General features: G+C 64.6%; 24 protein-coding genes and 3 pseudogenes. 24 read left to right on the top strand and 3 right to left on the bottom strand.

Annotated features, from left to right (window positions below):
• The first annotated feature begins 54 nt into the window (after positions 1-54).
• The 11 genes and pseudogenes from leuC to trpA all read left to right on the top strand — a co-directional run bounded on the left by leuC (position 55) and on the right by trpA (position 11,645).
• A pseudogene (gene leuC / locus G4G28_RS17865) lies at positions 55-1,451 on the top strand (3-isopropylmalate dehydratase large subunit).
• Positions 1,452-1,495: 44 nt separating this feature from the next.
• Entirely contained in the window at positions 1,496-1,618 is a 123-nt protein-coding gene (locus tag G4G28_RS17860; protein WP_182989301.1) for an entericidin A/B family lipoprotein, read from the top strand.
• A gap of 42 nt (positions 1,619-1,660) precedes the next feature.
• On the top strand, positions 1,661-2,308 hold the full coding sequence (gene leuD / locus G4G28_RS17855) for a 3-isopropylmalate dehydratase small subunit (protein ID WP_182989300.1): 648 nt from the start codon (positions 1,661-1,663) through the stop codon (positions 2,306-2,308).
• Between the two features lie 12 nt (positions 2,309-2,320).
• Positions 2,321-3,394, top strand: coding sequence for a 3-isopropylmalate dehydrogenase (gene leuB / locus G4G28_RS17850; protein WP_182989299.1), 1,074 nt, complete (start codon positions 2,321-2,323; stop codon positions 3,392-3,394).
• A gap of 111 nt (positions 3,395-3,505) precedes the next feature.
• Positions 3,506-4,633 (top strand): aspartate-semialdehyde dehydrogenase, encoded by a 1,128-nt coding sequence (gene asd, locus G4G28_RS17845; protein ID WP_182989298.1) that lies wholly within the window; start codon positions 3,506-3,508, stop codon positions 4,631-4,633.
• 312 nt (positions 4,634-4,945) lie between these two features.
• Complete coding sequence (locus tag G4G28_RS17840; RefSeq protein ID WP_183107656.1) at positions 4,946-7,744, top strand: FimV family protein; 2,799 nt, start codon at positions 4,946-4,948, stop codon at positions 7,742-7,744.
• A complete protein-coding gene (locus tag G4G28_RS17835; protein WP_229507706.1) occupies positions 7,696-8,016 on the top strand; it encodes a FimV/HubP family polar landmark protein in 321 nt (106 codons plus the stop codon). Before G4G28_RS17840 ends, G4G28_RS17835 begins: the two co-directional genes overlap by 49 nt.
• A 13-nt stretch (positions 8,017-8,029) precedes the next feature.
• The gene (gene truA / locus G4G28_RS17830) at positions 8,030-8,830 is read left to right on the top strand and encodes a tRNA pseudouridine(38-40) synthase TruA (RefSeq protein WP_182989297.1); all 801 of its coding nucleotides are present in this window, start codon (positions 8,030-8,032) and stop codon (positions 8,828-8,830) included.
• Positions 8,831-8,832: 2 nt separating this feature from the next.
• Positions 8,833-9,552 (top strand): phosphoribosylanthranilate isomerase, encoded by a 720-nt coding sequence (locus G4G28_RS17825; RefSeq protein ID WP_182989296.1) that lies wholly within the window; start codon positions 8,833-8,835, stop codon positions 9,550-9,552.
• A complete protein-coding gene (gene trpB, locus G4G28_RS17820) occupies positions 9,512-10,777 on the top strand; it encodes a tryptophan synthase subunit beta (RefSeq protein WP_182989295.1) in 1,266 nt (421 codons plus the stop codon). The genes G4G28_RS17825 and trpB overlap by 41 nt, the downstream gene beginning before the upstream one ends.
• A gap of 67 nt (positions 10,778-10,844) precedes the next feature.
• Complete coding sequence (gene trpA, locus G4G28_RS17815) at positions 10,845-11,645, top strand: tryptophan synthase subunit alpha (protein WP_183107655.1); 801 nt, start codon at positions 10,845-10,847, stop codon at positions 11,643-11,645.
• 163 nt (positions 11,646-11,808) lie between these two features.
• Here the strand turns inward: trpA and G4G28_RS17810 are convergent, their stop codons facing one another.
• On the bottom strand, positions 11,809-12,096 hold the full coding sequence (locus G4G28_RS17810; protein WP_182989293.1) for a hypothetical protein: 288 nt from the start codon (positions 12,094-12,096) through the stop codon (positions 11,809-11,811).
• Positions 12,097-12,121: 25 nt separating this feature from the next.
• Entirely contained in the window at positions 12,122-13,069 is a 948-nt protein-coding gene (locus tag G4G28_RS17805) for a hypothetical protein (RefSeq protein WP_182989292.1), read from the bottom strand.
• A gap of 346 nt (positions 13,070-13,415) precedes the next feature.
• Between G4G28_RS17805 and accD the strand changes: the two genes are divergently transcribed.
• From accD to G4G28_RS17770, 7 genes and pseudogenes are all read left to right on the top strand, one after another.
• Complete coding sequence (accD, locus tag G4G28_RS17800; protein ID WP_182989291.1) at positions 13,416-14,288, top strand: acetyl-CoA carboxylase, carboxyltransferase subunit beta; 873 nt, start codon at positions 13,416-13,418, stop codon at positions 14,286-14,288.
• Positions 14,289-14,388: 100 nt separating this feature from the next.
• Complete coding sequence (gene folC / locus G4G28_RS17795) at positions 14,389-15,687, top strand: bifunctional tetrahydrofolate synthase/dihydrofolate synthase (RefSeq protein WP_183107654.1); 1,299 nt, start codon at positions 14,389-14,391, stop codon at positions 15,685-15,687.
• A gap of 11 nt (positions 15,688-15,698) precedes the next feature.
• Complete coding sequence (locus G4G28_RS17790) at positions 15,699-16,682, top strand: SPOR domain-containing protein (RefSeq protein WP_183107653.1); 984 nt, start codon at positions 15,699-15,701, stop codon at positions 16,680-16,682.
• A 16-nt stretch (positions 16,683-16,698) separates the two neighbouring features.
• Entirely contained in the window at positions 16,699-17,187 is a 489-nt protein-coding gene (locus G4G28_RS17785) for a CvpA family protein (protein ID WP_182989290.1), read from the top strand.
• A 65-nt stretch (positions 17,188-17,252) separates the two neighbouring features.
• Positions 17,253-18,776 (top strand): amidophosphoribosyltransferase, encoded by a 1,524-nt coding sequence (purF, locus tag G4G28_RS17780; protein ID WP_182989289.1) that lies wholly within the window; start codon positions 17,253-17,255, stop codon positions 18,774-18,776.
• A gap of 8 nt (positions 18,777-18,784) precedes the next feature.
• A pseudogene (locus G4G28_RS17775) lies at positions 18,785-20,025 on the top strand (cystathionine gamma-synthase family protein).
• A gap of 52 nt (positions 20,026-20,077) precedes the next feature.
• Positions 20,078-20,803, top strand: coding sequence for a tetratricopeptide repeat protein (locus G4G28_RS17770; protein ID WP_182989288.1), 726 nt, complete (start codon positions 20,078-20,080; stop codon positions 20,801-20,803).
• Between the two features lie 239 nt (positions 20,804-21,042).
• On the opposite strand, the pseudogene lexA reads toward G4G28_RS17770, so the two are convergent.
• Positions 21,043-21,679: pseudogene (gene lexA / locus G4G28_RS17765) on the bottom strand (transcriptional repressor LexA).
• A 231-nt stretch (positions 21,680-21,910) separates the two neighbouring features.
• On the opposite strand from lexA, the gene rpsF reads away from it, so the two are divergent.
• From rpsF to G4G28_RS17735, 6 genes are all read left to right on the top strand, one after another.
• On the top strand, positions 21,911-22,303 hold the full coding sequence (gene rpsF / locus G4G28_RS17760; protein WP_182989287.1) for a 30S ribosomal protein S6: 393 nt from the start codon (positions 21,911-21,913) through the stop codon (positions 22,301-22,303).
• 46 nt (positions 22,304-22,349) lie between these two features.
• Positions 22,350-22,643: a primosomal replication protein N gene (gene priB / locus G4G28_RS17755; RefSeq protein ID WP_182989286.1), complete on the top strand. Its 294-nt coding sequence runs from the start codon at positions 22,350-22,352 to the stop codon at positions 22,641-22,643.
• Between the two features lie 41 nt (positions 22,644-22,684).
• Positions 22,685-22,975 (top strand): 30S ribosomal protein S18, encoded by a 291-nt coding sequence (gene rpsR, locus G4G28_RS17750; RefSeq protein ID WP_091874943.1) that lies wholly within the window; start codon positions 22,685-22,687, stop codon positions 22,973-22,975.
• 37 nt (positions 22,976-23,012) lie between these two features.
• A complete protein-coding gene (gene rplI / locus G4G28_RS17745; protein ID WP_182989285.1) occupies positions 23,013-23,465 on the top strand; it encodes a 50S ribosomal protein L9 in 453 nt (150 codons plus the stop codon).
• Between the two features lie 119 nt (positions 23,466-23,584).
• Positions 23,585-24,970: a replicative DNA helicase gene (locus G4G28_RS17740; protein WP_182989284.1), complete on the top strand. Its 1,386-nt coding sequence runs from the start codon at positions 23,585-23,587 to the stop codon at positions 24,968-24,970.
• A 73-nt stretch (positions 24,971-25,043) separates the two neighbouring features.
• Positions 25,044-25,670: a DUF47 domain-containing protein gene (locus tag G4G28_RS17735; protein ID WP_182989283.1), complete on the top strand. Its 627-nt coding sequence runs from the start codon at positions 25,044-25,046 to the stop codon at positions 25,668-25,670.
• The last annotated feature ends 2 nt before the right edge of the window (positions 25,671-25,672 follow it).

The raw sequence follows: 25,672 nt of genomic DNA, 5'->3' as shown, positions 1-25,672 counted from the left end.
ATGGCATAATCAATTTCGCCTTCAAAACAGGGGGCTGGCGCAAGGGACCACAGCATGAAGACGCTCTACGACAAACTCTGGGAATCGCACGTCGTCCGTGCCGACGCGGACGGCACCACGGTGCTCTACATCGACCGCCACCTGGTCCATGAAGTGACCAGCCCGCAGGCCTTCGAGGGCCTGCGCGAGGCGGGCCGCCCGCTCTGGCGCACGAGTGCCAACCTGGCCGTGGCCGACCACAACGTGCCCACCACCGACCGCCGCGCCGGCATCCTTGACCCCACCTCGCGCCTGCAGGTCGAAACGCTCGATGCCAACGCGAAGCGCTTCGGTCTCACCTATTTCGACATGAACGACCGCCGCCGGGCATCGTCCACGTGATCGGGCCCGAGCAGGGGGCGACGCTGCCGGGCATGACGGTCGTCTGCGGCGACTCGCACACCTCCACCCACGGCGCTTTCGGCTGCCTGGCCCACGGCATCGGCACCTCGGAAGTCGAGCACGTGCTGGCCACGCAAACCCTGCTGGCAAAGAAATCGAAAGCGATGCTGGTGCAGGTCGACGGCGCGCTGCCGAAAGGCGTCACGGCCAAGGACATCGTGCTGGCCGTGATCGGCAGGATCGGCACCGCCGGCGGCACCGGGTATGCCATCGAATTCGGTGGCTCGACCATCCGTTCGCTGTCGATGGAAGGGCGCATGACGGTCTGTAACATGGCGATCGAGGCGGGCGCGCGCGCCGGCATGGTCGCCGTCGACCAGACCACCATCGACTACGTCAAGGACCGGCCGTTCTCGCCGAAGGGCGAGCAGTGGGAGCAGGCCTGTGCCTACTGGCGCACGCTGCACACCGACCCCGGCGCCCGCTTCGACCTGGTCGTCACGCTCGACGCCACGCAGATCCGCCCGCAGGTCACCTGGGGCACCTCGCCCGAGATGGTGACGGCGATCGACGGCCACGTGCCCGACCCCGACCGCGAACAGGATGCCGTACGCCGCGACGCCATCGAAAAAGCGCTGCTCTACATGGACCTCAAACCGAACACGGCGATCGAAGACATCCGCATCGACAAGGTCTTCATCGGCTCGTGCACGAATTCGCGCATCGAGGACCTGCGCGCGGCGGCGAGCGTCGTGCGCGGGCGCCAGCGCGCCGCGAACGTCAAGCTGGCGCTGGTCGTGCCGGGTTCCGGCCTGGTGAAGGAGCAGGCCGAGCGCGAAGGCCTCGACCAGATCTTCAAGGCCGCCGGTTTCGAATGGCGCGAGCCGGGCTGCTCGATGTGCCTGGCGATGAATGCCGACCGCCTGGAGCCGGGCGAGCGTTGCGCCTCGACCTCGAACCGCAATTTCGAAGGGCGGCAAGGGCAGGGCGGACGCACCCACCTGGTATCGCCGGCCATGGCCGCCGCCGCCGGCATCGCCGGCCATTTCGTCGACGTGCGCGCACTGTGAGTGCCGCCGATTTTCACACACTGAACAAGTAATACAGGACCACCATGAAAAAAGTATTCGCTCTCTCGCTGATCGCCCTCGTTCTCGCCGGCTGCAACACCGTCTCCGGTTTCGGCCGCGACGTGCAAAAGGTCGGCAAGGTCGTCACCGGCGCCGGCGGCAAATAATCCACCCACACCAATCCACCCACACGACGGGCGCGCGCAAACATGGACACATTCACCGTACACGAAGGCCTGGTGGCGCCGCTCGACCGCGCCAATGTCGACACCGACGCCATCATCCCGAAGCAGTTCCTGAAGTCGATCCGGCGCACCGGTTTCGGCCCGAACCTGTTCGATGAGTGGCGCTATCTCGACCACGGCGAGCCGGGCCAGGATTGCAGCAATCGCCCGCTCAACCCGGACTTCGTGCTGAACCAGCCGCGCTATGCCGGCGCCTCGATCCTGCTGACCCGCAAGAACTTCGGCTGCGGCTCCTCGCGCGAGCACGCGCCCTGGGCCCTGCAGCAGTATGGCTTCCGTGCGATTGTCGCGCCGAGCTTTGCCGACATCTTCTTCAACAACTGCTACAAGAGCGGCCTGCTGCCGATCGTGCTGCCTGATACCCAGATCGACCACCTCTTCGACGAGGTCAAGGCCGCCATCGGTTTCAGGCTGATCGTCGACCTGCCGCAACAGGTCCTGCGCACGCCGGATGGGCGCGTCAAGTGCGAATTCGCCATCGACGACTTCCGCAAATACTGCCTCACCAATGGGCTGGACGACATCGGCCTGACCCTGCGCCACGCCGACGAGATCCGCGCTTTCGAAGAACGCCACCTGGCACGCCAGCCCTGGCTGGTCAACACCATTTAGGAAGCTACACGTATGACCAAGATCGCCATCCTGCCGGGCGACGGCATCGGTCCCGAAATCATGGCGCAAGCCGTGCGCGTGCTCGATGCGCTGGGCGAATCGTTCGAGATGGAGCGTGCGGAAGTGGGCGGCGCCGGCTATGCCGCGCACGGCCATCCGCTGCCGGAAGCCACGCTGAAGCTGGCGAAAGAGGCCGACGCCGTGCTGTTCGGTGCGGTGGGCGATTTCAAATACGACACGCTCGAGCGCGCGCTGCGCCCCGAGCAGGCCATCCTGGGACTGCGCCGCGAGCTCGGCCTGTTCGCCAACCTGCGTCCGGCCATCCTGTATCCGGAGCTGGCCGGCGCCTCCAGCCTGAAACCCGAGATCGTGGCCGGGCTGGATATCCTCATCATCCGCGAACTGACCGGCGACATCTATTTCGGCAAGCCGCGCGGCGTGCGCGAATGCCCCGACGGCCCCTTCAAGGGCCAGCGCGAAGGCTACGACACGATGCGCTATGCCGAAGGCGAAATCCGCCGCATCGCCCACGTCGCCTTCCAGGCCGCGCGGAAGCGGGACAAGCGTGTCACCAGCGTCGACAAGGCCAATGTGCTGGAGACCTTCCAGTTCTGGCGCGACATCGTCACCGACGTGCACAAGGACTATCCGGACGTCCAGCTGGAACACATGTATGTCGATAACGCGGCGATGCAGCTGGTGCGCGCGCCGAAGAAATTCGACGTCATCGTCACCGGCAACATGTTCGGCGACATCCTGTCGGACGCGGCCGCGATGCTGACCGGCTCGATCGGCATGTTGCCCTCCGCTTCGCTCGACGCGGACAACAAGGGGCTATATGAACCCTCGCACGGCTCGGCACCGGACATTGCCGGCAAGGGCGTTGCCAATCCACTGGCGACGATTTTGTCAAGCGCGATGATGCTGCGCTATTCGCTCGGCAAGCCCGAGCAGGCTGACCGCATCGAGGCGGCGGTAAAGCGCGTCCTCCAGCAAGGATTGCGGACTCCGGATATATTTGAGGATGGCACGCAGCGCGTTGGCACCGAACAGATGGGCGACGCGGTGGTGCAGGCACTAAGGTAAAGCCGGTGCTCGCGTAGGATGGGCACCGTCATCGAGGCCGCCGGCCTCGATGACCCCACGCGTGAACGATGATGTAGTAAACGACGATCATAGTTATAGGAATTCCGAAAAATGAAATTAGTAGGCCTGGTAGGTTGGCGCGGTATGGTCGGTTCGGTCCTGATGCAGCGCATGCAGGACGAGGGCGATTTCGCCTTCATCGAGCCGGTGTTCTTCACGACGTCGAATCCGGGCGGCGACGCCCCGAAGATGGCGAAGAACGAAACCAGGTTGAAGAGCGCCAGCGACATCGCCGAGCTGTCGAAATGCGAGATCATCATCTCCTGCCAGGGCGGCGACTACACGAGCGAGGTCTTCCCGAAGCTGCGCGCGGCCGGCTGGAACGGCTACTGGATCGATGCCGCCTCGACCCTGCGCATGAACGACGACGCCGTCATCGTGCTCGACCCGGTCAACAAGGACGTCATCAAGAACGCCATGTCGCGCGGCGTGAAGAACTACATCGGCGGCAACTGCACGGTGTCGTGCATGCTGATGGGCCTGGGCGGCCTGTTCGAGCAGGGCCTGGTCGAGTGGATGACCTCCATGACCTACCAGGCAGCCTCCGGCGGTGGCGCCCAGCACATGCGCGAACTGCTGACCCAGTTCGGCACCATCAACGGCGCGGTGAAACCGCTGCTGGACGACCCGGCCTCGGCCATCCTCGAAATCGACCGCACCGTGCTGGCGACCCAGCATGGCCTGTCGCCTGAGGAAACCAAGCAGTTCGGCGTGCCGCTGGCCGGCAACCTGATTCCCTGGATCGACAAGGACCTGGGCAACGGCCAGTCGAAGGAAGAGTGGAAGGCCGGCGCCGAGACCAACAAGATCCTCGGCCGCGGCGACGGTTTCGGCACCAAAGCGATTCCCGTCGACGGCCTGTGCGTGCGCATCGGCGCGATGCGCTGCCATTCGCAGGCGCTGACCATCAAGATGACGAAGGACGTGCCGCTCGACGAAATCAACGACATCATCGCCTCCCACAACGACTGGGTGAAGGTGGTGCCGAACACGCGTGAAGCCTCGATGCGGGACCTGTCGCCGGCCGCCGTGACCGGCAGCTTGACGATTCCGGTCGGCCGCCTGCGCAAGATGTCGATGGGACCGAGCTACCTGTCGGCCTTTACCGTTGGCGACCAGTTGCTGTGGGGCGCCGCCGAGCCGCTGCGCCGCATGCTGCGCATCGTGCTGGACAAGTAAAACAGGGCGCCGCCCAGCCTCCCGACGCCGCGATGTTTCGCGGCGTTTTCACAGGCTGAGCGGAGTAAATGACTAATAAAATTTTGATCACATCTGTTATCACCGAAGTAAGCTTGGAGCGCGCCGCTGTTGTCTAAACAACAGCGGTTGCGCGCTTAACCGACAGTTTCAGACTCCTACGCCCCGCAGAGCTTGCATGCTCCAGTGCATGATGATATGTTGAGACCTCCCGGAAACCGTAGTTTCCTCCAGCTAACCATCTCGCACTTCACTATGCCATTGAATCGCCGCCCTCAGATCATGTCGTCCGCGTTGAAAACCATTACCGCCGCGGTCGCCAGTGCAGTGCTGTTGTCGTCGGCGGCATCGGCTGCGGGACTGGGAAAGCTGACCGTCCTGTCCGCGCTCGGCCAGCCGCTGCGCGCCGAGATCGAACTGACCTCGGTGTCGAACGACGAAGCAGCCGGTCTCGGCGCCAAACTCGCCAGCCCTGAAGCCTACCGCGCCGCCAACATCGAATTCAATCCAGCCCTGCTGTCGCTGCGTTTCGTGGTCGAGCAGCGCAATGGCCGCCAGTTCGTGCGCATCAGCTCGCCGCAGCCGCTGAACGAGCCCTTCGTCGACCTGCTGCTCGAGCTGTCGTGGAATAACGGCCGCCTGGTACGCGAATACACCTTCCTCCTCGACCCGGCCGAGCTGCGCACGACCCAGTCGGCCCAGGTCGCAGCGGCCGCGGGCGCTGCGACCACCCGCCAGGGTGCAGCCGCGTCGCCGGCCGCCGGTGGTGCCCCGGCCGCACGCGCACCGCGCGCCGCCCGTGCCGACGAGGGCGCTGCCGCCCCGGCTGGTGCACCAACTGCCAGCGCTGCCGGCGGCACGCCGTCGCGCTACCGCGTCCGCGCCGGCGATACGCTCGGCCGTATCGCGGGGCGCCTGAAGCCTGTCGATGTCTCGCTCGACATGATGCTCGTCGCCCTGTACCGCGCCAACCCGGACGCCTTCATCGGCAACAACATGAACCGCCTGAAGTCGGGCCAGATCCTGTCGGTACCCGATGCCGACACGATGCGTGGCCTCGATGCCGGCGAAGCGCACGGTACCGTGGTCGCCCACGCGGCCGACTTCAACGCCTACCGCTCGAAGCTGGCCGGCCAGGTGGCCACCAGCGCCCCGGCGCGCGAGAGCGCCGCCGGCCAGAGTGCGACCGGCCGCATCACCGCCAAGGTCGAGGAACGCCCGACCGCCGCCAACGAAGCGGCCGACCGGCTGCGCCTGTCGAAGGCACCGCCGACGAAGGCCAGCGGCAGCGGTGCGACCACGACCGCCGAGGACACGGTAGCGAAGGAAAAGGAACTGGCCGACGCCCAGCAGCGCGTCAAGGAACTCGAGAACAACGTCAACGCTCTGGAGAAGATCGTCACCGTGAAGAACGGTGCCGGTGCCGACGCCGCCCAGCGCGCGGCCGAAGCGGCGAAGGCGCCGGCAACGGCGGCCGGGGCGCCGGCCGCCGGAACGCCGGCTGCGCAAGCGCCGGCGGCCGATACGGCCGCACCTGCCGCGCCCGCGGTTGCCCCGAAAATCAAGACCGCGCCGAAGGCTGCTCCGGCCGAGCCTGGCCTTGGCGACATGCTGATGGATAACATCGCCTATCTCGCCGCCGGTGCCGGCGTGCTGCTGCTGGCCGCGCTCGGCGTGGCGCAGCGCCGCAAGCAAAAGCCGGTGCCGAAGTCGGCTCCCGCCACGACCACTATCCTCGGCAGCGCCGCGCAGCCGTCGAATTCGCTGTTCGCCAAGACCGGCGGCCAGAAGGTCGACACCCACGACAGCGTGTTCAATTCCAGCTTCGCGCCTTCGGCCAGCCAGCTCGACACCAACGAGGTCGATCCGCTGGCCGAGGCCGAACTGTACCTGGCCTATAACTTCGACACCCAGGCCGAGGACATCCTCAAGGAAGCCCTGCGCAACGATCCGACGCGCCATCCGGTGCGCCTGAAGCTGCTCGAGATCTACGCCAACCGCAAGGATGTGCGCGCGTTCGAAGCGCAGGCTACCGAGCTCTACAGCTTGAGCGCCGGCCAGGGCGAGGAATGGGCGCAAGCCGCGGCACTCGGCCACACGCTCGATCCTGCCAACCCGCTGTACGCCCGGGGTGCCGGCGCCGCCGCCATCGCCGGCGCCGCTGCTGCTGCCGCAACGACGACCGGCCCGGCAACGATACTCGACGGCGGTCCGCAGACCGTGCTGTCGCAGCAGCTCGAACAGGCTTTCCGTAACCGCGGCGACTCGGAACTCCTGATGCCTTCGTCGACGGTCGACGCCGTGACCGGTGCGCCGCTCAACAGCCGTTTCGACCTCGAGAGCATGGGTCTCGGCCAGGATGCCACCGCTTTGCCGGCGTCCCTGGACGCCAACGCCGAAGCGGGCGACAGCCTGCTCGACTTCGACCTGGGTGGCCTGAGCTTCGAGCCGGTTGCCGCCACCGACAGCGCCGCCGTCCTCCACACCGACGCGACCGCGGTGCCGGACCTGCAATTCGAGATGGAGCCATTCGCGCCGCTCGAACCGGCATCCGGTACGCCGGTCGTCGATCCAGCCGCCGGCAGCCTGGACGACCTGGCCTTCGACATGAACTTCGACGCGCCGGCCAGCGCGCCTGCCGCGGCGCAAGACACCGCAGCGGCCGACGACGGCTTCGTGCTCGACCTGTCGAAAGATGCGCAGCAGGGCGGCGTCGACACGAACGCGGCGTCGACCGGATTCGACCTGGCAAGCGACACCGCGACCCCGGCCGCCATTGACAACAAGGACGCGCTGTTCGACCTCGACGCGATGGACTTCGGCCTGGCCGATACCACGCCGGTGACCCCGGTCGGCCAGGCCGAAGAGCCGGTGTTCGACTTCGGCTCCACCGATCTCGAACTCACCGCGCCGGCCCACGAGGCTCCGCTAGCCGACGCGCCTGCCGCGGCCGGCAAGGACGCGATGTTCGACCTCGACAACCTGGACTTCGGCCAGCCTGCAGCACCGGCCGCGCCCGGGACGAGCCGTTCGCGCTGGACGAGGTGCCAGCCATCCCGAACCCCGGCACCCCGGTGCCGCGCTTCGACATGAGCGGCCTCGACCTCGAGCTGCCATCTGGCGACAGCGAGATCACCGCCCAGCCGCTGCCTGACGCCGGCACCGACAGCATCGCCGCGGAAAGCAGCGAGCGCGCCGAGCTGACCCCGGCCCAGATGGAAATGGAAACCAAGCTGGACCTGGCGATCGCTTACCAGGAAATCGGCGACAAGGAAGGTGCGCGCGAGCTGCTCGACGAAGTCATCAAGGGTGGCAACGTCGAACAGTCCAGCCGTGCCAGCGCCATGCGCGCCCAGCTCGCGTGAGGTTGCAGGCCGCGTGACCCGTATTGCCTTAGGACTCCAGTACGTCGGCACCGGCTGGAACGGATACCAGAAGCAGCCCAGCCGTGACACCGTGCAGGACGCCCTCGAGATCGCCCTCGAGAAGTTTGCCTGCACCAGGCTTGCCACCACCTGCGCCGGCCGCACCGATGCGGGCGTGCATGCGGTCGAGCAGGTCGTCCATTTCGACACCGAACTCGATCGCTCGATGCAGAGCTGGGTACGCGGCACGAATACCTTCCTGCCCGATTCGGTCTCGGTGCGCTGGGCGGCCGCGGTGCCGCCCGACGCCGACGGCCAGGAGTTCCATGCGCGCTTCTCAGCCCGCGCCCGCACCTACCACTACGTCCTGTACAACAATCCGAACCCGTCGGCGCTGCTGGCCGGCCGCGCCGGCTGGGTGTTCCGCCCGCTCGATGTGGAGCGCATGCGGGCGGCCGCCCGCCACCTGATCGGCCTGCACGACTTTACGTCCTTCCGCGCGTCCGGCTGCCAGGCCAACACGCCCATCAAGGACATGCAGGAGATCAGCATCGAGCGCCGCGGCGACATCATCGTGTTTACAGTGCGTGCCAGCGCTTTCCTGCATCACATGGTGCGCAACATCGTCGGCGCGCTCGTCTACGTGGGCACGGGGCGCAACGAGCCCGACTGGATGGCCGAGGTGCTGACGGCGCGCGACCGCGACGCCGCCGCGCCCACCTTCATGCCGGACGGCCTGTACTTCGCGAAAATCGATTACGATCCGAAGTGGGGACTGCCGCAGGAGGCGGTCTCGCCACTGCCCTGGTTATAACAATGCTCCAACGCACCCGCATCAAGATCTGCGGCATCACCCGAGAAGAAGACCTGCGCGCCGCCGTGGCCTGCGGCGCCGACGCGCTCGGCTTCGTCTTTTATCCGCAGAGCCCGCGCTACCTTGACCCCGCCGCGTTCGCCGTGCTCGGTGCGCACCTGCCCCCTTACGTCAGTGCGGTCGCGCTGTTCGTCAACGCCACGCTGGAAGAGGTGAGGGCGGTGGTCGACGCCGCACCGGTGGCGCTGCTGCAGTTCCATGGCGACGAAACGATAGCGGAATGCGCGACGATTGCCGCGGCCGTGAAGCGCCCGTTCGTGCGGGCCTTCCGCGTCGAGCCGGACACGACGCCGCTTGAACTGCTAGAATGCGAACTCGCATACCGCGCCGCCAGCCCCTGGTTCTCGAGCCTCCTGCTCGACACCCATGTGGCGTCCTACGGCGGTGCAGGAAAGGTCTTCGATTGGTCTGTCATTCCAAAAGAGCTCGCGCCTCGGGTCGTTTTGAGTGGTGGCTTGAGCGTGCAAAACGCGACTGAGGCGGTGACCTCGGTACGCCCCTATGCCGTCGACATCAGCAGTGGTGTCGAAGCCGGCAAGGGGATCAAGGACGCCCGCAAGATCGCCGCTTTCGTGGCGGCGGTGCGGGCGGGCGATGCCACCATCGACAGCGAGCACCCACATGACACACGACCGTTCTCCCATCCGCGGCCAGGCGCCTGACGCCGCCGCACCCCTGTTCCAGACTCCTGACTACCAGCTGCCGGACACGCGCGGCCACTTCGGACCCTACGGCGGCAGCTTTGTCGCCGAGACGCTTTCGCATGCGCTGGCCGAACTGAACGAGGCCTACGCGCGCTATGCGGCCGATCCGGAATTCCTGGAAGAATTCCGCTACGAGCTGGCGCACTTCGTCGGCCGCCCGTCGCCGGTCTACCACGCCAAGCGCTGGTCGGAGCTGGCCGGCGGCGCGCAGATCTACTTCAAGCGTGAAGACCTGAACCATACCGGCGCCCACAAGATCAACAACGTGATCGGCCAGGCCCTGCTGGCGCGGCGCATGGGTAAACCTCGCATCATCGCCGAGACCGGCGCCGGCCAGCACGGCGTGGCCACCGCCACCATCTGCGCCCGCTTCGGCATGGAATGCGTGGTCTACATGGGCAGCGAGGACGTCAAGCGCCAGGCCCAGAACGTCTACCGCATGAAACTGCTGGGCGCGACCGTGGTACCGGTCGAATCCGGCAGCAAGACCCTGAAGGACGCGCTCAACGAAGCGATGCGCGACTGGGTCACCAACATCGAAAACACCTTCTACATCATCGGCACCGTCGCCGGACCGCACCCGTATCCGATGATGGTGCGCGACTTCCAGTCGGTGATCGGCGAGGAATGCCGGGTGCAGATGCCGGCCATGACCGGTCGCCAGCCCGATTATGTGGTGGCCTGCATCGGCGGCGGCTCGAACGCGATGGGCATTTTCTATCCCTATATCGACGAGGCGGGCGTGAAGCTGGTCGGCGTCGAGGCGGCGGGCGAGGGCATCGATTCGGGCAAGCATGCCGCTTCGCTGACGGCCGGCTTCCCGGGGGTGTTGCACGGCAACCGCACTTACCTGCTGCAGGACGCGAACGGCCAGATCATCGAGACCCATTCGGTGTCGGCAGGCCTGGACTATCCGGGCGTGGGTCCCGAGCACGCCTGGCTGAAGGACTCGCAGCGCGCCGAGTACGTGTCGATCACGGACGAGGAGGCGCTGGCCGCGTTCCACGACTGCTGCCGCATCGAGGGCATCATTCCGGCGCTGGAATCCTCGCACGCGATTGCCTACGCGGTGAAGCTGGCGGCGACGCTGCCGGCGGACCAGAACATTCTGGTCAATTTGTCAGGGCGCGGGGACAAGGACATGCACACGGTGGCGCAGAGGATGGGGCTGGACTTCAGCTGAGTCGTAGCGCAGGCGGATCCAACGATTCCCTGCGTACCCACCGTCATCCAAGAATAGAGAACTCACCATGTCCCGCATCGAACAAACCTTCGCCGCCCTGCGCGCGCACAACAAAACCGGCCTCGTCACCTTCATCACCGCCGGCGACCCCGGTCCCGACATGACCGTCCCGCTGATGCACGCGCTCGTCGCGGGCGGCGCCGACGTGCTGGAACTCGGCGTGCCGTTTTCCGACCCGATGGCCGAAGGCCCGGTCATCCAGCGTGCCTGCGAGCGCGCATTGAAATTCGGCATCGGCCTGCCCGACGTGTTCAACTACGTCCGCGAATTTCGCCAGACGAATGCCGATACCCCGGTCGTCCTGATGGGCTACGCCAATCCCATCGAACGCATCGGCCCCGACGCATTCATCCGCTGCGCGAAAGAAGCCGGTGCCGACGGCGCCATCGTCGTCGACTATCCGCCGGAAGAGTGCGAAGCCTTTGCCGACGCCATGCGCGACAACGGCCTCGACATGATCTTCCTGCTGGCGCCAACCTCGACGGTCGAGCGCGTGAAGCAGGTGGCGCGCTACGGCAGCGGCTTCTCCTACTATGTGTCGCTGAAAGGCGTCACCGGCGCCGGCACCATCGATACGCAGGACGTTGCCCAGCGCGTGGCGGCGATTCGCGAACACGTCAGCCTGCCGATCGGCGTCGGCTTCGGCATCCGCGATGCCCAGACGGCGAAGGCGGTGGCCTCGGTGGCCGACGCCGTCGTCATCGGCAGCCGCATCATCCAGGAGCTGGAAAATACGCCGAAGGAGCAGGGGCCGGAGGCGGTGCGCGCTTTCTGCGCAGGCATCCGCGCGGCGCTCGACGGCCAGTAGGTGCCGGCACTCGTGCCCCGCTGACCTCCGGCAAGGCCGGGTCGGTCGTGGCCGGTATGTGCCAAACCGTGTCCAAGCCGGCCCCGGACCTGTTCCCGGGCCGGTTTTTCACGTCCATGTCCAACGGCGCGGACTGTAGCGCGTCTGGAAAGCCATCAATCGTTTAGAACTTTTGTCGGTAGGCGACGGCGGCGAGCGCTTGCCCGGAAACGCAGATTTCCCCCGTCCAGTCCGGCTTGTTCCCGCTGAAATGCGGCGGCCTCGGTCCGAACACGAGCGGCAAGGAAGGTGGATCCAGCGTCGGCCCTTCGAAGTGCACCCGGTTGATGTGTCCGCCGCCCGGTAAGGTCAGCACCTTGCAGTCGACGAACCTGAAGCCGACCTGCTCCTTGCCGCCGACGATCAGCGCGAAACCGCGCAGGTCATGGTTGCACTCTATATCGAAGTCCATGTCATGCCTCCCAGCACCTTCGCCTCTATTTCAACAGGCCGCTTTCCGTGAATTTGTCGATGAGCTGGCCGAGCGCGGCTTCCTTGGCCCCGGTTGCGGTCTTCGGGTCGGAAATGATCGCGTCGAGCCTGCCCAGCAGGCGCAGCTTCTTCGCCTCCAGGTCCAGGCCCTCCAGTTCCCTGGAGGGAATGCCGAAAGACAGCAGGGCCCCGTCGAGCGCGGCCGCGTCCTTTGCTCCCGCAGCCCTGACTGCTCCGCCGAGACGCGTGACCGATTCGTAGATCTTCTGACTCGAGGCCGGCAACACGGCAAGGCGCTCGATGGCCGCGTCGCTGCTCTTTTCCTGCTCGGCCGAGGCGCTGTTAATGAAGCGCAGGGCCCCGTTGATCGTCCCTGCCATGTAGTAGTCGTGCAGCTGCGTCAGCGCCAGTTCGAAGGGATACTGTTCCACGCTGGGCGTCTTCAGGCCTTGCAGGATGCCGACGAGCACCGCCTTGCGCTGGGCATTCATCGTGCCCACCAGCGCATCAAGGCTCTTGTCGTAATAGAAGTCCTTGACGATCGTCTGTTTCGCGCCGCCGATCGCCGCGGCGGCCGCAGCGAGGTTTTTCCCCGAGCGTACGCCGCCGACGAGCGTGCCGGCCAGGTTGATCGACAGCGAAGCGAGGTCGGTTGCCGCATCGAGCTTCTGCCTGTCGGCAGTCAGGCCGCGGATGAAGGCGATATAGCGCAGGTCGATCTGGGCAATGCGGCCCATGACGAAGCGGTTGCGTGCGGTCACTTTCTGGGCCGGGTCGCCGATGCTGTAGTAGTCCTTGATGCTGGCCGTCGAGCGAAACTCCTGGTCGAGCATGCGCAGGTCGGCTTCCAGGTCGAAGGAAGGTTCGGGCGCGCCGCCTTCGCGCACGGTGCGGCACCCCGACAGCAGGAGCACGCACATGCACCCGAGCAGCGCCTGCTTCGATGGTGACATGTCACTCGCCTTGTATGGCCGGCCGCACCGATCGGGGGCGGAGCGGGGCTCTCCTGTTTGGACATGGTCGCCGCCCGAGAATTCCGTTCGCTGACCGCCGTGCGAGAAAAATGCCGGACGGGGTAGGATGCCGATCCTTCCCGCTGGCGCTTGCTCTGCACCACGTTCGGATTCGTGCTCACCCTCTTCGGCGATGGGTGTATAACCTGTTGGGGGCCGTCCCGACGGCCTGGCGTGCACGGCCGCGGACATCGGCCCCATTGATTGCCAGACTGGCAAGCGGTGACAAGCCGGGCGCTAGCAGATACACTACGCGCAACTTAAGACATGCCGCAAAGGAGAGAACATGAGTTGGTTGGAAAAACTGCTGCCCCCTAGAATCCAGCGCTCCGATGCCGCCAACCGCAAGACCATGCCCGAAGGCCTGTGGGTCAAGTGCCCGTCGTGCGAAGCGGTGCTCTACCGCGCCGACCTCGAGTCGAACCTGCATGTGTGCCCGAAGTGCGACCACCACATGCGCATCCGTGCCCGCGAGCGCCTCGACGGCCTGCTCGACGAAGGCGGCCGCTACGAGATCGGCCAGGAAACCCTGCCGGTCGACACGCTCAAGTTCAAGGACAGCAAGAAGTATCCGGACCGGCTCAAGCAAGCCATGGAAGCCACCGGCGAAACCGATGCCCTCATCGTCCAGGGCGGCTCGATCATGAGCATGCCGGTCGTGGTGGCCTGTTTCGAATTCGAATTCATGGGCGGCTCGATGGGCTCGGTCGTCGGCGAGCGTTTCGCCCGCGGCGCCCAGATTGCGCTCGAGCAGAAGGTGCCCTTCATCTGCATCACCGCCACCGGCGGCGCGCGCATGCAGGAAGGCCTGCTGTCGCTGATGCAGATGGCAAAGACCACGGCCATGCTGACCAAGCTGTCGGAGAAGAAACTGCCGTTCATCAGTGTGCTGACCGACCCGACCATGGGCGGCGTCTCCGCCTCCTTCGCCTTCATGGGCGACGTCGTGATCGCCGAGCCGAAGGCCCTGATCGGCTTTGCCGGCCCGCGCGTGATCGAGAACACCGTGCGCGAAAAACTGCCGGAAGGCTTCCAGCGCGCCGAGTTCCTGGTGCAAAAGGGCGCCGTCGACATGATCGTCGACCGCCGCAAGATGCGCGAAGAAATCGCCCGCCTGCTGGCGCTGCTGCAGAACCAGGCCGCTGAAGCCGTAGCGTAATTCGCGCGCAGCCCCGTCTCAGGCTGCGCTCCATGAAGCCCCTTCGGCCGACGGCCCGCACTGCGGGCCGTTCCCTTTTGTCCCTCACCAAAGTCATCCCATGTCCAGCCTTCCCACCACCTTGCCCGACTGGCTCGCGCTGATCGAGTCGCGCCATGCCGAAACCCATATCGACATGGGCCTGGACCGTGTGCGCGCCGTCAAGGAGCGCATGGATCTGCAATTTAGTTGCCCCGTCATCATGGTTGCCGGTACCAACGGCAAGGGCTCGACCTGCGCGATGCTCGAATCGATCCTGCTGCATGCCGGCTACCGCGTCGGCCTCTACATCAAGCCGCATTTCCTCGACTTCAACGAGCGCGCCCGCATCAATGGCGAAATGGCGAGCGACGCCATGCTGGTCGAGGCCTTCAATGTCGTCGAGGCGCAGCGCGGCGACATAGCGCTGACCTATTTCGAATTCACCACGCTGGCGATCATGCACCTGATCTCGAAAGCCGGCGTCGACGTCGCCATCCTCGAGGTGGGCCTGGGCGGGCGCCTGGACGCGGTCAACGTGGTCGATGCCGATGTGGCTATCGTCACCAGCATCGACATCGACCACGCCGACTACCTGGGCGACACGCGCGAGGAAATCGGCTTCGAGAAGGCGGGTATCTTCCGGCCGGGCAAGACGGCGATCTGCAGCGATCCGCTGGCGCCCAGCACGCTCGTCAAACATGCGGCCGACATCGGCGCCGACCTCTGGCTGATCGGACGCGACTTCAACTACCAGGGCGACCAGCAGCAGTGGAGCTATGGCGGACGCACCCAGCGCCGCAATTCGCTGGCCTATCCGGCCCTGCGCGGCGCCAACCAGCTGCTCAACGCCTCGGCCGCGCTGGCCGCGCTGGAAGCCCTGCGCATGCAGTTGCCGGCCGGTGCACAGGAAGTGCGCACGGGCCTGGCCCTGGTGGAGTTGCCGGGGCGCTTCCAGGTGCTGCCAGGCCGCCCGACCGTCGTCCTCGACGTGGCGCACAATCCGCATGCGGCGGCCACGCTTGCCCAGAACCTGGGCAACATGGGCTTTCATCGCTACACCTATGCCGTGTTCGGCATCATGGCCGACAAGGACATCGCCGGCGTAGTGGCACCGATGGCCCAGTACATCGACCACTGGTGCGTGGCCGACCTGGACTCGCCGCGGGCCGCTCCTGGCGATGCGTTGGTCCAGCAACTGGGGGCCCTGCGTCCGGCAGGGGCGAAAGAGAGCGATTTTTCCGTCACCAGCTTCCCCGATCCGGCAGCGGCATTCGCAAATGCGATGAGCCGTGCCGAGGAGAATGATAGAATTGTGGTCTTTGGCTCGTTCTATACCGTCGCCGGCGTGATGGCGGCCCGAAAAAACTCTCTTCACTGACATACAGACGCATGGGCTTGTTCTCGATCTTCAGTAAAAACAAGCAAGAAAGCACCGCCCAGGACAGTGGCCGTTTCTCCCGCGACGACGACGACTTCTCGAAGCAGGCGCGTGCCAAGCGCGCCTCGCATGCCAATGAAGCCGGGCGGGGCGGCTCGAGCCGCAGCCGCAGCGGCGGCGACCCGATGTTGCCGGAAAAGAAGCGGGCACGCCGGCGCCTGGTCGGCGCGATCGCACTGGCACTGGGCGCCGCGGTAGGCTTGCCGATGCTGCTCGACTCCGAGCCGCGCCCGCTGGTGGCCGACATGTCGATCCAGATCCCGTCGAAGGAAAAGGCGCCGCCGCTGCCGGTGCCGTCCAATCCCGTGCCGATCGGCGACAGCGTCGACCAGGACGAGGAAATCGTGACGCCTGCCGCCACGAATTCGGCAGCGACCCCGCCCACGCGCCCGGCAACGCCCGCGCCGCGCATCGAGATCGCGCCGGAGAAGTCGCCGGATGGATTGCGCACCGAACCCGAGATCAAGATGGCGCGCCCGGAGCCGAAGGCGCCGGAACGCAAGCCGGAAACGAAACCCGAGCCAAAGCCGGCCGAACGCAAGGCCGACAAGCCCGCTCCGGAAAACCGAAGACAAACCGGCGCCGCGCGCGCGACGACGAGGCCGCCCGTGCGCTGGCCCTGCTCGAAGGCAAGAGCGCGCCCAAGCCGGAAAAACACGAAAAGGCTGAAACGGTCGCCAGAACCGACAAGGGCGCCGACGCAGTCCACCCGGACGCGGGCCGACGCTGTGGTCCAGGTTGCCGCGCTCGCCAGCCAGGACAAGGTCGCGGACCTGCAATCGCGCCTGCGCGCGGCCGGCGTCAGCGCCAGCACCCGCAAGTCGGGCGAGCTGATCAAGGTGCAGGTCGGCCCGTTCGCCAGCCGCGAGGAAGCCGAGAAGGCCCGTGCGAAACTCGTCGCCCAGGGCTTCGGCGGCTTCCTGGTGCCAATGTGATGCACGTGGTCCAGGCGTGACGATCTTCGATTACCTGGTGCTCTTCGTGTTGGTGGCGTCGGTCGTGATCAGCACCATGCGCGGCCTGGTCAAGGAAATCCTGTCGCTGCTGGGCTGGATCGTGGCCTTCGTGGTTGCCAATGCGTATGGCGCGCGCCTCGGGCCGCTGTTACCGGATATGATACCGGGTGAGGCGACCAGGCTGATCGTCGCCTATGTCGTGCTCTTCCTTGGCGTACGCATCCTGATGGCGCTGCTGGCACTGGCGCTCGGCGCCCTGATCGAGGCTTCCGGCCTCTCGCTGGCCGACCGCGGCCTCGGCGGCCTGTTCGGCCTGGCGCGTGGGCTTGTCATCGTGCTCGCCGTCGTCATCTTGTGTGGAATGACCGCCATCCCCCGTCAAGCATTCTGGCAAGACGCGCTGCTGTCCCCGCTGGCCGAAGCCGGCGCCCGCACCGTCAAGCCCTTTCTCCCTGCTGCCCTGGCGCAGCACGTGAAATTTTGAATTCCCGGTTTGAATCCCTCGTTTTGAAATTGTCCGTAACAGTCATCTGTTCTTAGGAGCACACCATGTGTGGCATCGTCGGCGTCGTCTCGCAAACTCCCGTTAACCAGTTGCTGTATGACGCGTTGCTGCTGCTGCAGCACCGCGGCCAGGACGCGGCAGGTATCGCAACCAATCACAGCAGCATGTTTTCGATGTACAAGGCCAATGGCCTGGTGCGCGACGTGTTCCGCACCCGTAACATGCGCTCGCTGCAAGGCAATACCGGTATCGGCCACTGCCGCTATCCGACCGCCGGTTCCTCGAGCGAGGAAGAGGCGCAGCCCTTCTACGTCAATGCGCCTTTCGGCATCACACTGGCGCACAACGGCAACCTGACGAACCAGGCCGAGCTGAAGGAAGCCCTGTTCCGCAACGACCGCCGCCACATCAACACCAATTCCGACTCGGAAGTGCTGCTCAACGTGCTGGCGCACGAGATCCAGGAAGCGGCGAATGGCTATTCGCTCGACGCCGAAGCCGTGTTCAAGGCGGTCGGCATCGTGCACCGCCGCGTGCGCGGTGCCTACGCGGTGGTCGCCCAGATCGCCGGCCACGGCATGCTGGCCTTCCGCGACCCCTACGGCATCCGTCCGCTGTGCCTCGGCATGAACGAGGGCGAGAACGGCGTCGAATACATGGTGGCCAGCGAATCGGTGGCCCTGGAAGGCATTGGTTTCCGCTTCGTGCGCGACATCGCGCCGGGCGAGGCGGTCTGGATCGGCGAGGACGGTAGCTTCCACGAGCGCCAGTGCGCCGAGAATCCGTCGCTCAATCCCTGCGCCTTCGAATACGTCTACCTGGCCCGTCCCGATTCGGTCATCGATGGCGCCTCGGTGTATGCCACGCGCCTGAAGATGGGTGAATACCTGGCCGACAAGATCCGCAAGGAAATTCCGGTCGAGGAAATCGACGTCGTCATGCCGATTCCCGATTCCTCGCGTCCGGCGGCGATCCAGCTGGCGCTGAAACTCGGTATCGAATACCGCGAAGGCTTCATCAAGAACCGCTACATCGGCCGCACCTTCATCATGCCTGGGCAAGGCATGCGCAAGAAATCGGTGCGCCAGAAACTCAACGCCATCGGTTCCGAGTTCAAGGACAAGAACGTGTTGCTGGTCGACGATTCCATCGTGCGCGGCACGACCAGCCGCGAGATCGTGCAGATGGCGCGCGACGCCGGTGCCCGCAAGGTGTTCTTCGCCTCGGCCGCGCCGCCGGTGCTGTTCCCGAACGTCTACGGCATCGACATGCCCACCCGTGACGAGCTGATCGCCTACGGCCGCACCGTCGACGAAGTCTGCCGCGAAATCACGGCCGACCGCCTGGTCTACCAGGATATCGACGCCCTGAAGCGCTCGATTTCCGACGTCAATCCGGCGCTGACCAACTTCGAGGCTTCGTGCTTCGACGGCGTCTACGTGACGGGCGACGTCACCCCGGCCTATCTCGACAAGCTGGAAACGACGCGCCACAAGAGTTCGGGCAAGTCCTCGGAGGACGTGGTGCGTACCCAGCTCAACCTGAACCCGCCCGTCGCGGCGGAGTAAGTCCGGCCATGAGCGAGAAGAAAGCATACGGCTTCACGACGACCATCCTGCACAACGACCGCCGCAAGGCGATCGAGCAGGGCTCGCTGCACAAGCCGATCCACACCTCCGTCGCCTTCGGTTACGGCGACGCGCGCCAGCTGGCCTCGGTGTTCCAGGGCAAGGAGCCGGGCTTTCGTTACGGCCGCCAGGGCAACCCGACGGTGGCGGCGCTGGAAGACAAGATCAGCAGGATGGAAGGCGGGGTCGCCAGCCTGTGCTTCGGCACCGGCATGGCGGCGATCGGCGCCCTGTTCCAGGCGCTGCTGCGCGAAGGCGACCACATCGTGTCGTCCTCCTTCCTGTTCGGGAACACCAACAGCCTGTGGCAGACGGTGGCGGGGCAGGGTGTCGGTGTCGACTTCGTCGATGCCACGGATGCCGCGAACGTCGAAGCGGCCTTGACGCCGAACACGCGCATGGTCTTCGTCGAGACGATTGCCAATCCGCGTACCCAGGTGGCCGATCTCGCGCGCATCGGCGAGCTGTGCCGCGCGCGCGGCATCCTGTACGTGGTCGACAACACCATGACCACGCCGTATTTGTTCCGTCCGAAGGCGGTGGGTGCCGGCCTGGTGGTCAATTCGCTCACCAAATCGATCGGCGGTCATGGCATCGCGCTGGGTGGTGCACTGACCGACACCGGCTTGTTCGACTGGAGCGCCTACCCGAACATCGCCGCCAACTTCCGCAAGCAGGCACCCGCCGCCCAGGGCATGGCGCAGCTGCGTGCGAAAGCCCTGCGCGACTTCGGCGCGGCGCTGGGGCCGGAAGCGGCCCACCATATCGCGGTCGGCGCCGAGACCCGGCGCTACGCATGGAGCGCACCTGCGCGAATGCGCTGGCGCTGGCGCGGATGCTGGAAAGCGACGACCGGGTCGCTGCGGTTCACTATCCCGGCCTGGCTTCGCACCCGCAGCACGGCATCGTGAGCGAACTGTTCCGGGCCGGCGGTTCGCTGCTGAGCTTCGAGCTGAAGGACGACATCGATCCCTTCGATTACCTGAACCGCTTGCAGCTGGCAATTCCTGCGAGTAATCTTGGCGACAACCGTACCCTGGTCATCCCGGTTGCGCACACGATCTTCTTCGAGATGGGCGCCGAGCGCCGCGCCAGCATGGGCATCGCCGAGTCGCTGATCCGGGTGTCGGTGGGCATCGAGGAAACCGAGGACTTGCTGGCCGACTTCAGGGCGGCACTGGAAGCTTAGTCACAAGCGCGGCGCCGTCCGCGCTTTTTTATCGACAAAACAACGAACAAGCATGAAGAGACTGTTGATCACACTGGGCCTGGGACTGATGCTGGCGGGCGCCGCCCACGGCGGCGAACTGGAAGACGCCAAATCCCTGTTCGAGCAAAAGAAATATCCGGAAGCGCTCAAGCTGTACACCAAGCTGGCGAATGCGGGCAATGTCGAGGCGCAGCAGAACCTGGGCCAGATGTACTGGTATGGCGAGGCCGGCGCGGTGGATGAGGCCAAGGCGCAAGCCTGGTTCCGCAAGGCCGCGGCCAAGGGCAACAAGGTCGCTGTCGAGTCGCTCGCGATCATGGAGCAGCGGGTGACGCGCCGCGCCGACATCGACTACTGGCTGAAGGATTACGATGGCGCCGACCTCAGGAGCGGCAAGTTCGCCTGTCCGGCGCCCCGCATTCCGCCGATCTCGAAGCAGACGGAAGAGATCGAGCGCGTCACGAATGCGATCAACAAGTGGCAGGACTGCTACAACGCTTTCGTCCAGAACCTGAACGCGCATTCGCCGCTTGCCGACAAGATTCCGGCGGATGTGGCCAAGCTGATGAACGCGGCCGAGATGGCGCGTGCCAAAACGCGTCTGGCCGCCTTGCAGGAGAACATGTCGGAAGAGGCGAAGGTGGGCTCGAAGATGGTGCTGGCCGATATCGCCGTCTGGCGCACCGCGACCGAGGCGTATATTGCCGAACACAACGCGATCGTGAACAAGGCGCCGAAGGATGGGGCGGGGCGGTAGCACGATGCATGAAAAAGGCCGCATCCGCGGCCTTTGTTTGTTGTAGGGTGGGCACTTGTGCCCACGCGGTAAAGCGTTTGCGGTCTACGATGTTGGCCGTTTGACCACATGTTCGCGGCCCACTGTGCAGAAGCAGCTGGGCAGTAGAGTTGGTGGCTTCGCAGAGGCCCCACCGCGTGGGCTCAAGAGCCCACCCTACGAAAAAGGCCGCATCTGCGGCCTTTTTTACGTTTTGCGGCTCAATGCCAGCTGCGCATCAAGCCCACAGCCAGCCCTTCGAGCGCGAACTCGTCGTCCGGTTCGACACGAATGACCTTGAAGTCCGGATTCTCCGGCAGCAATTCGATCAGCTCGCCCGTCTTGCGGTAGCGCTTGACGGTGACGTCGTCGCCCAGGCGGGCCACGACGATCTGGCCGTTCTTGGCGCTGTCGACCTTCTTGACCGCAAGGAAGTCGCCGTCCATGATGCCGGCGTCGCGCATCGACCAGCCGCGCACCTTCAGCAGGAAATCGGGACGGGCGCCGAACATGGCCGGGTCGACGTTGTAGGTGGCTTCGACGTGTTCCTGGGCCAGGATGGGCGAGCCGGCGGCGACACGGACCGACCAGCGGCAGCGGCATCAGGAGGGCAGGCGGGATGGGCGGCAGCGCGGCCGGCAGCGAAGCGCCGATCAGGCGGATGCCGCGCGAGGTGCCGGAGACGATCTCGATCGCCCCTTTGCGGGCCAGCGCCTGCAGGTGTTCCTCGGCCGCGTTGGCCGACTTGAAGCCCAATTCCTTCGCGATTTCGGCGCGGGTCGGCGGGAAGCCGGTGTTGTCGATCGCTTCCTTGATCAGGTTAAGGATCTGTTCTTGCCTTGCAGTGAGCTTGAGCATGGATGTACCACGGGTTATCGATTCAACCTGTATTTTTGTACAGTACTCGGCCAAATGCAAGGGAAACCTACGCTTTTTTCTTATTTCTGCCCGGCAGGATGTCGCGGGGAGGCGACGCTGCCCGGCGATTGCGCGGGCAGCGTATTCACGTTATAATTGCCGGCTTTCCCTTCCCACACTCGTCTTGACGCCGAGGTGGGCATTTGTTTAAACGTCCTCAAGGAGTGTTGCATGCGTCATTATGAAATCGTTTTTATCGTCCACCCGGACCAAAGCGAGCAAGTCCCGGCGATGATCGAGCGTTACAAGGCCAGCGTCAGCGCACGCGGCGGTAACATCCATCGCGTGGAAGACTGGGGCCGTCGCCAGATGGCTTACCAGATCCAGAAGCTGCCGAAGGCACACTACATCTGCATGAACATCGAGTGCGACAACGAGACCCTGGTCGAGCTGGAAACCGCATTCAAGTTCAATGATGCCGTGCTGCGTCACCTGACCGTGAAGATGAAGAAAGCTGAAACCGCTCCATCGCCAATGATGAAGTCGGTCCAGCGCGAAGACGCAGCCAAGAGCCACCGCGCAGAAGCCCCGGCTGCTGCAGCCCCGGCCCCAGCTGCTGCCTAATTTCTTTCGCCAGGAATCGTGAACGCTCGCAAGAGCGCCCAAAGAAGTGAACCAGTTACAAGTCGTCGCTACCATCGCTGAACGCGACGTACTGCGCTTTACCCCGGCCGGCGTGCCGATTGTTTCGGCCATCCTGATGCACAGTTCGCAGCAGGTCGAAGCGGGGAAAGAGCGGCTGGTCGAGTTCGAGATTGCCGCGTTTGCCGCGGGCGAAATCTCCGGACGCTTCGCCGGCGCCGAGCTGGGCTCCGCCCACCAGTTCACGGGATTTTTGGCCAGGAAGAATCGCAACAGCAAAGCCCTGGTGTTTCACATCATTGATTTCAGTGCCGCCGCTTAATTTCACAGCGGCCCACCATTTAGATATACAGGAGCCTCAAAATGGCATTCGGTAAAAAGTTCGACAAAAACAAAGCTAAAGAAAAACTCAAGCGCAAACAGCAGAACCCGCTGTTCAAGCGCAAGAAGTTCTGCCGCTTCACCGCTGCAAACGTGGAACAGGTTGACTACAAAGACGTCGACACCCTGAAGGACTTCGTCCAGGAAAACGGCAAGATCATGCCGGCACGCCTGACCGGTACCAAGGCGCACTACCAGCGCCAGGTCGACACCGCGATCAAGCGCGCACGTTACCTCGCGCTGCTGCCGTACACCGACCTGCACCACGGTTAATCCCCGTCGTACAGATCAGAAACTCCTGGAGAAAAATATGCAAGTTATCCTTTTGGAAAAAGTTGTTAACGTCGGCAACCTGGGCGACGTCGTCAAGGTCAAGGACGGTTACGCACGTAACTTCCTGATCCCGCAAAAGATGGCCCGCCGCGCAACCCAGGCCGCTGTGGCCGAGTTCGAAGTCAAGCGCGCCGAGCTGGAAAAAGCCGCTGCTGAAAAGCTGGGCGCTTCGCAAGCCCAAGGCGACAAGCTGAGCGGCATGACCATCACCATCGCCCAGAAAGCCGGCGTTGACGGTCGTCTGTTCGGTTCGGTCACCAACTTCGACATCGCCGAAGCGCTGACCAAGCAAGGTTTCGCAGTCGAAAAGGCACAAGTGCGCCTGCCGACCGGCCCGCTGAAGACCACCGGCGAGCACCCTGTTGCCGTCGCACTGCACACCGACGTCGTCGTGGAAATCACGATCGCTGTCGTGGGTGAAGCTGCCTAAGTAACAAACAAGTTGCATCTGTTGTAATATGGAAAAAGCCGGGTTCGCCCGGCTTTTTTTATGCCCGGAAACTCGCCAATTATTTCAGCCGGATGACCGGAGCAGGTATAATGCCCGCCATGAATACCCCCGCAGATCCGCAAATCGAATCGCTGCGCATCCCCCCGCATTCCATCGAAGCAGAGCAGTCCGTCATTGGCGGTCTCCTGCGCGACAATGCGGCATGGGACCGTATTGCCGACTTCATGCACGCGGACGACTTTTACCGCTACGACCACCGCATCATCTTCGAACAGATGGTGCGTCTGATTAACAGCGGCAAGCCGGCCGACGTGATCACGGTCTACGAGGCCATGGTGTCGCTCGGCAAAGCCGACGATGTCGGCGGCCTGCAATACCTGAATGCCATGGCGCAGAACACGCCGTCCGCCGCCAACATCCGCCGCTACGCGGAAATCGTGCGCGACCGCGGCGTGCTGCGCAAACTGATCACCGTCGCCGACGAAATTTCCGGTAACGCGTTCAATCCGCAAGGCAAGGAAGTCAAGCAGATGCTTGACGAAGCCGAATCGAAGATCTTCGCCATCGCCGAGCAGGGCGCGCGTGGCGCCCAAGGCTGGAATCCGATCCAGCCGCTGCTCACGCAAGTTGTCGAACGCATCGACGAACTGTATTCGCGCGAGAACCAGGGCGAGATCACCGGCGTGCCTACCGGCTTCATCGACCTCGACCGCATGACCTCCGGCCTGCAGCCGGGCGACCTGGTGATCGTCGCCGGCCGTCCGTCGATGGGCAAGACCGCGTTTTCGGTCAACATCGGCGAGAACGTCGCGATCGAGGCGGGCCTGCCGGTGGCCGTGTTCTCGATGGAGATGGGCGGCACCCAGCTGGCCATGCGTATGCTCGGCTCGGTCGGCCAGCTCGACCAGCACCGCCTGCGCACCGGCCGCCTGAACGACGAGGACTGGCCGCGCCTGACGCACGCCATCCAGAAGATGAACGATGCCCAGCTCTACATCGACGAGACGCCGGCACTGAACCCGATCGAGATGCGCGCACGCGCGCGCCGCCTGGCCCGCCAGTGTGGCAAGCTCGGCCTTATCATCGTCGACTACCTGCAGCTGATGCAGGGCAGCCAGCCGGGCGACAACCGCGCCGCCGAGATCTCCGAAATCTCGCGTTCGCTGAAGGGCCTGGCGAAGGAGCTGCATTGCCCGGTGATCGCGTTGTCGCAGCTGAACCGCTCGCTGGAACAACGCCCCAACAAACGGCCCGTGATGTCCGACTTGCGCGAATCGGGCGCTATCGAACAGGATGCGGACGTGATCATCTTCCTGTACCGCGACGAGGTGTACAACCCCGATTCGCCGGACAAGGGAACCGCCGAGATCATCATCGGCAAGCAGCGTAACGGTCCGATCGGCGCGATTCGCCTGACCTGGATCGGCCAGTACACCAAGTTCGGTAACTACAGCGGTAACCTCGCCGTCTACCAGGGCGACTAAGCCGATATTGCGTCGCCGGGACCGACTGGTCCACGGCCCCCGCAGTCCCAAGAGTTTTACAACGGAGAAATACATGTTTGGACGCCTGATGCCCACCGAGGGCAAGTTTTTTGATTTGTTCAACCAGCACGCCGCGCTGTGCGTGAAAGGTGCGCACGAGATGGTTGGCCTGATGACCAACTTCGACGACCTGGAAAACCGCACGCATGCGGTGGAAAGCATCGAAAAACAGGCGGACAAGATCACCTACGCCTGCGTCGACCTGCTGCACAAGACCTTCATCACCCCGATCGACCGCGACGACATCCACAAGCTGATCACCCGCATGGATGACATCCTCGACATGATGGAAGACGCGGCCCAGACCATCTCGCTGTACGACCTGCACGCTGTGACTCCGGAAGCGAAGCGCCTGGCCGAACTGTGCCTGGCCTGCTGCGAACGCGTGCAGGCGGCCGTCGCCATGCTGCACGACATGGGCAACGCCCAGAAGATCATTGCCATCTGCGAAGAGATCGACCGCCTGGAATCGGACGCCGACCATGTCATGCGCGCCGCCATGAGCAAACTCTTCCGTGACGAACCGGACGTGCGCAACCTGATCAAGATGAAGGCGATCTACGAGATCCTCGAGACCGTCACCGACCGCTGCGAAGACGTGGCGAACATCATCGAAGGCATCATCGTCGAGAACGCGTAAGC

This window comes from Massilia sp. Dwa41.01b, from assembly GCF_014171775.1.
In the GTDB taxonomy this organism is placed as follows: domain Bacteria; phylum Pseudomonadota; class Gammaproteobacteria; order Burkholderiales; family Burkholderiaceae_D; genus Telluria.
Note: the sequence above shows the minus strand (reverse complement) of the source record. Positions and strands in the feature narration are given on the sequence as shown.

What these genes read in the sequence shown, in the direction of transcription:
- G4G28_RS17860 (WP_182989301.1), top strand. Translation starts at nt 1,496, where the DNA reads ATGAAAAAAGTATTCGCTCTCTCGCTGATCGCCCTCGTTCTCGCCGGC.
- leuD (WP_182989300.1), top strand. Translation starts at nt 1,661, where the DNA reads ATGGACACATTCACCGTACACGAAGGCCTGGTGGCGCCGCTCGACCGC.
- leuB (WP_182989299.1), top strand. Translation starts at nt 2,321, where the DNA reads ATGACCAAGATCGCCATCCTGCCGGGCGACGGCATCGGTCCCGAAATC.
- asd (WP_182989298.1), top strand. Translation starts at nt 3,506, where the DNA reads ATGAAATTAGTAGGCCTGGTAGGTTGGCGCGGTATGGTCGGTTCGGTC.
- G4G28_RS17825 (WP_182989296.1), top strand. Translation starts at nt 8,833, where the DNA reads ATGCTCCAACGCACCCGCATCAAGATCTGCGGCATCACCCGAGAAGAA.
- trpB (WP_182989295.1), top strand. Translation starts at nt 9,512, where the DNA reads ATGACACACGACCGTTCTCCCATCCGCGGCCAGGCGCCTGACGCCGCC.
- trpA (WP_183107655.1), top strand. Translation starts at nt 10,845, where the DNA reads ATGTCCCGCATCGAACAAACCTTCGCCGCCCTGCGCGCGCACAACAAA.
- G4G28_RS17810 (WP_182989293.1), bottom strand. Translation starts at nt 12,096, where the DNA reads ATGGACTTCGATATAGAGTGCAACCATGACCTGCGCGGTTTCGCGCTG.
- G4G28_RS17805 (WP_182989292.1), bottom strand. Translation starts at nt 13,069, where the DNA reads ATGTCACCATCGAAGCAGGCGCTGCTCGGGTGCATGTGCGTGCTCCTG.
- accD (WP_182989291.1), top strand. Translation starts at nt 13,416, where the DNA reads ATGAGTTGGTTGGAAAAACTGCTGCCCCCTAGAATCCAGCGCTCCGAT.
- folC (WP_183107654.1), top strand. Translation starts at nt 14,389, where the DNA reads ATGTCCAGCCTTCCCACCACCTTGCCCGACTGGCTCGCGCTGATCGAG.
- G4G28_RS17790 (WP_183107653.1), top strand. Translation starts at nt 15,699, where the DNA reads ATGGGCTTGTTCTCGATCTTCAGTAAAAACAAGCAAGAAAGCACCGCC.
- purF (WP_182989289.1), top strand. Translation starts at nt 17,253, where the DNA reads ATGTGTGGCATCGTCGGCGTCGTCTCGCAAACTCCCGTTAACCAGTTG.
- G4G28_RS17770 (WP_182989288.1), top strand. Translation starts at nt 20,078, where the DNA reads ATGAAGAGACTGTTGATCACACTGGGCCTGGGACTGATGCTGGCGGGC.
- rpsF (WP_182989287.1), top strand. Translation starts at nt 21,911, where the DNA reads ATGCGTCATTATGAAATCGTTTTTATCGTCCACCCGGACCAAAGCGAG.
- rpsR (WP_091874943.1), top strand. Translation starts at nt 22,685, where the DNA reads ATGGCATTCGGTAAAAAGTTCGACAAAAACAAAGCTAAAGAAAAACTC.
- rplI (WP_182989285.1), top strand. Translation starts at nt 23,013, where the DNA reads ATGCAAGTTATCCTTTTGGAAAAAGTTGTTAACGTCGGCAACCTGGGC.
- G4G28_RS17740 (WP_182989284.1), top strand. Translation starts at nt 23,585, where the DNA reads ATGAATACCCCCGCAGATCCGCAAATCGAATCGCTGCGCATCCCCCCG.
- G4G28_RS17735 (WP_182989283.1), top strand. Translation starts at nt 25,044, where the DNA reads ATGTTTGGACGCCTGATGCCCACCGAGGGCAAGTTTTTTGATTTGTTC.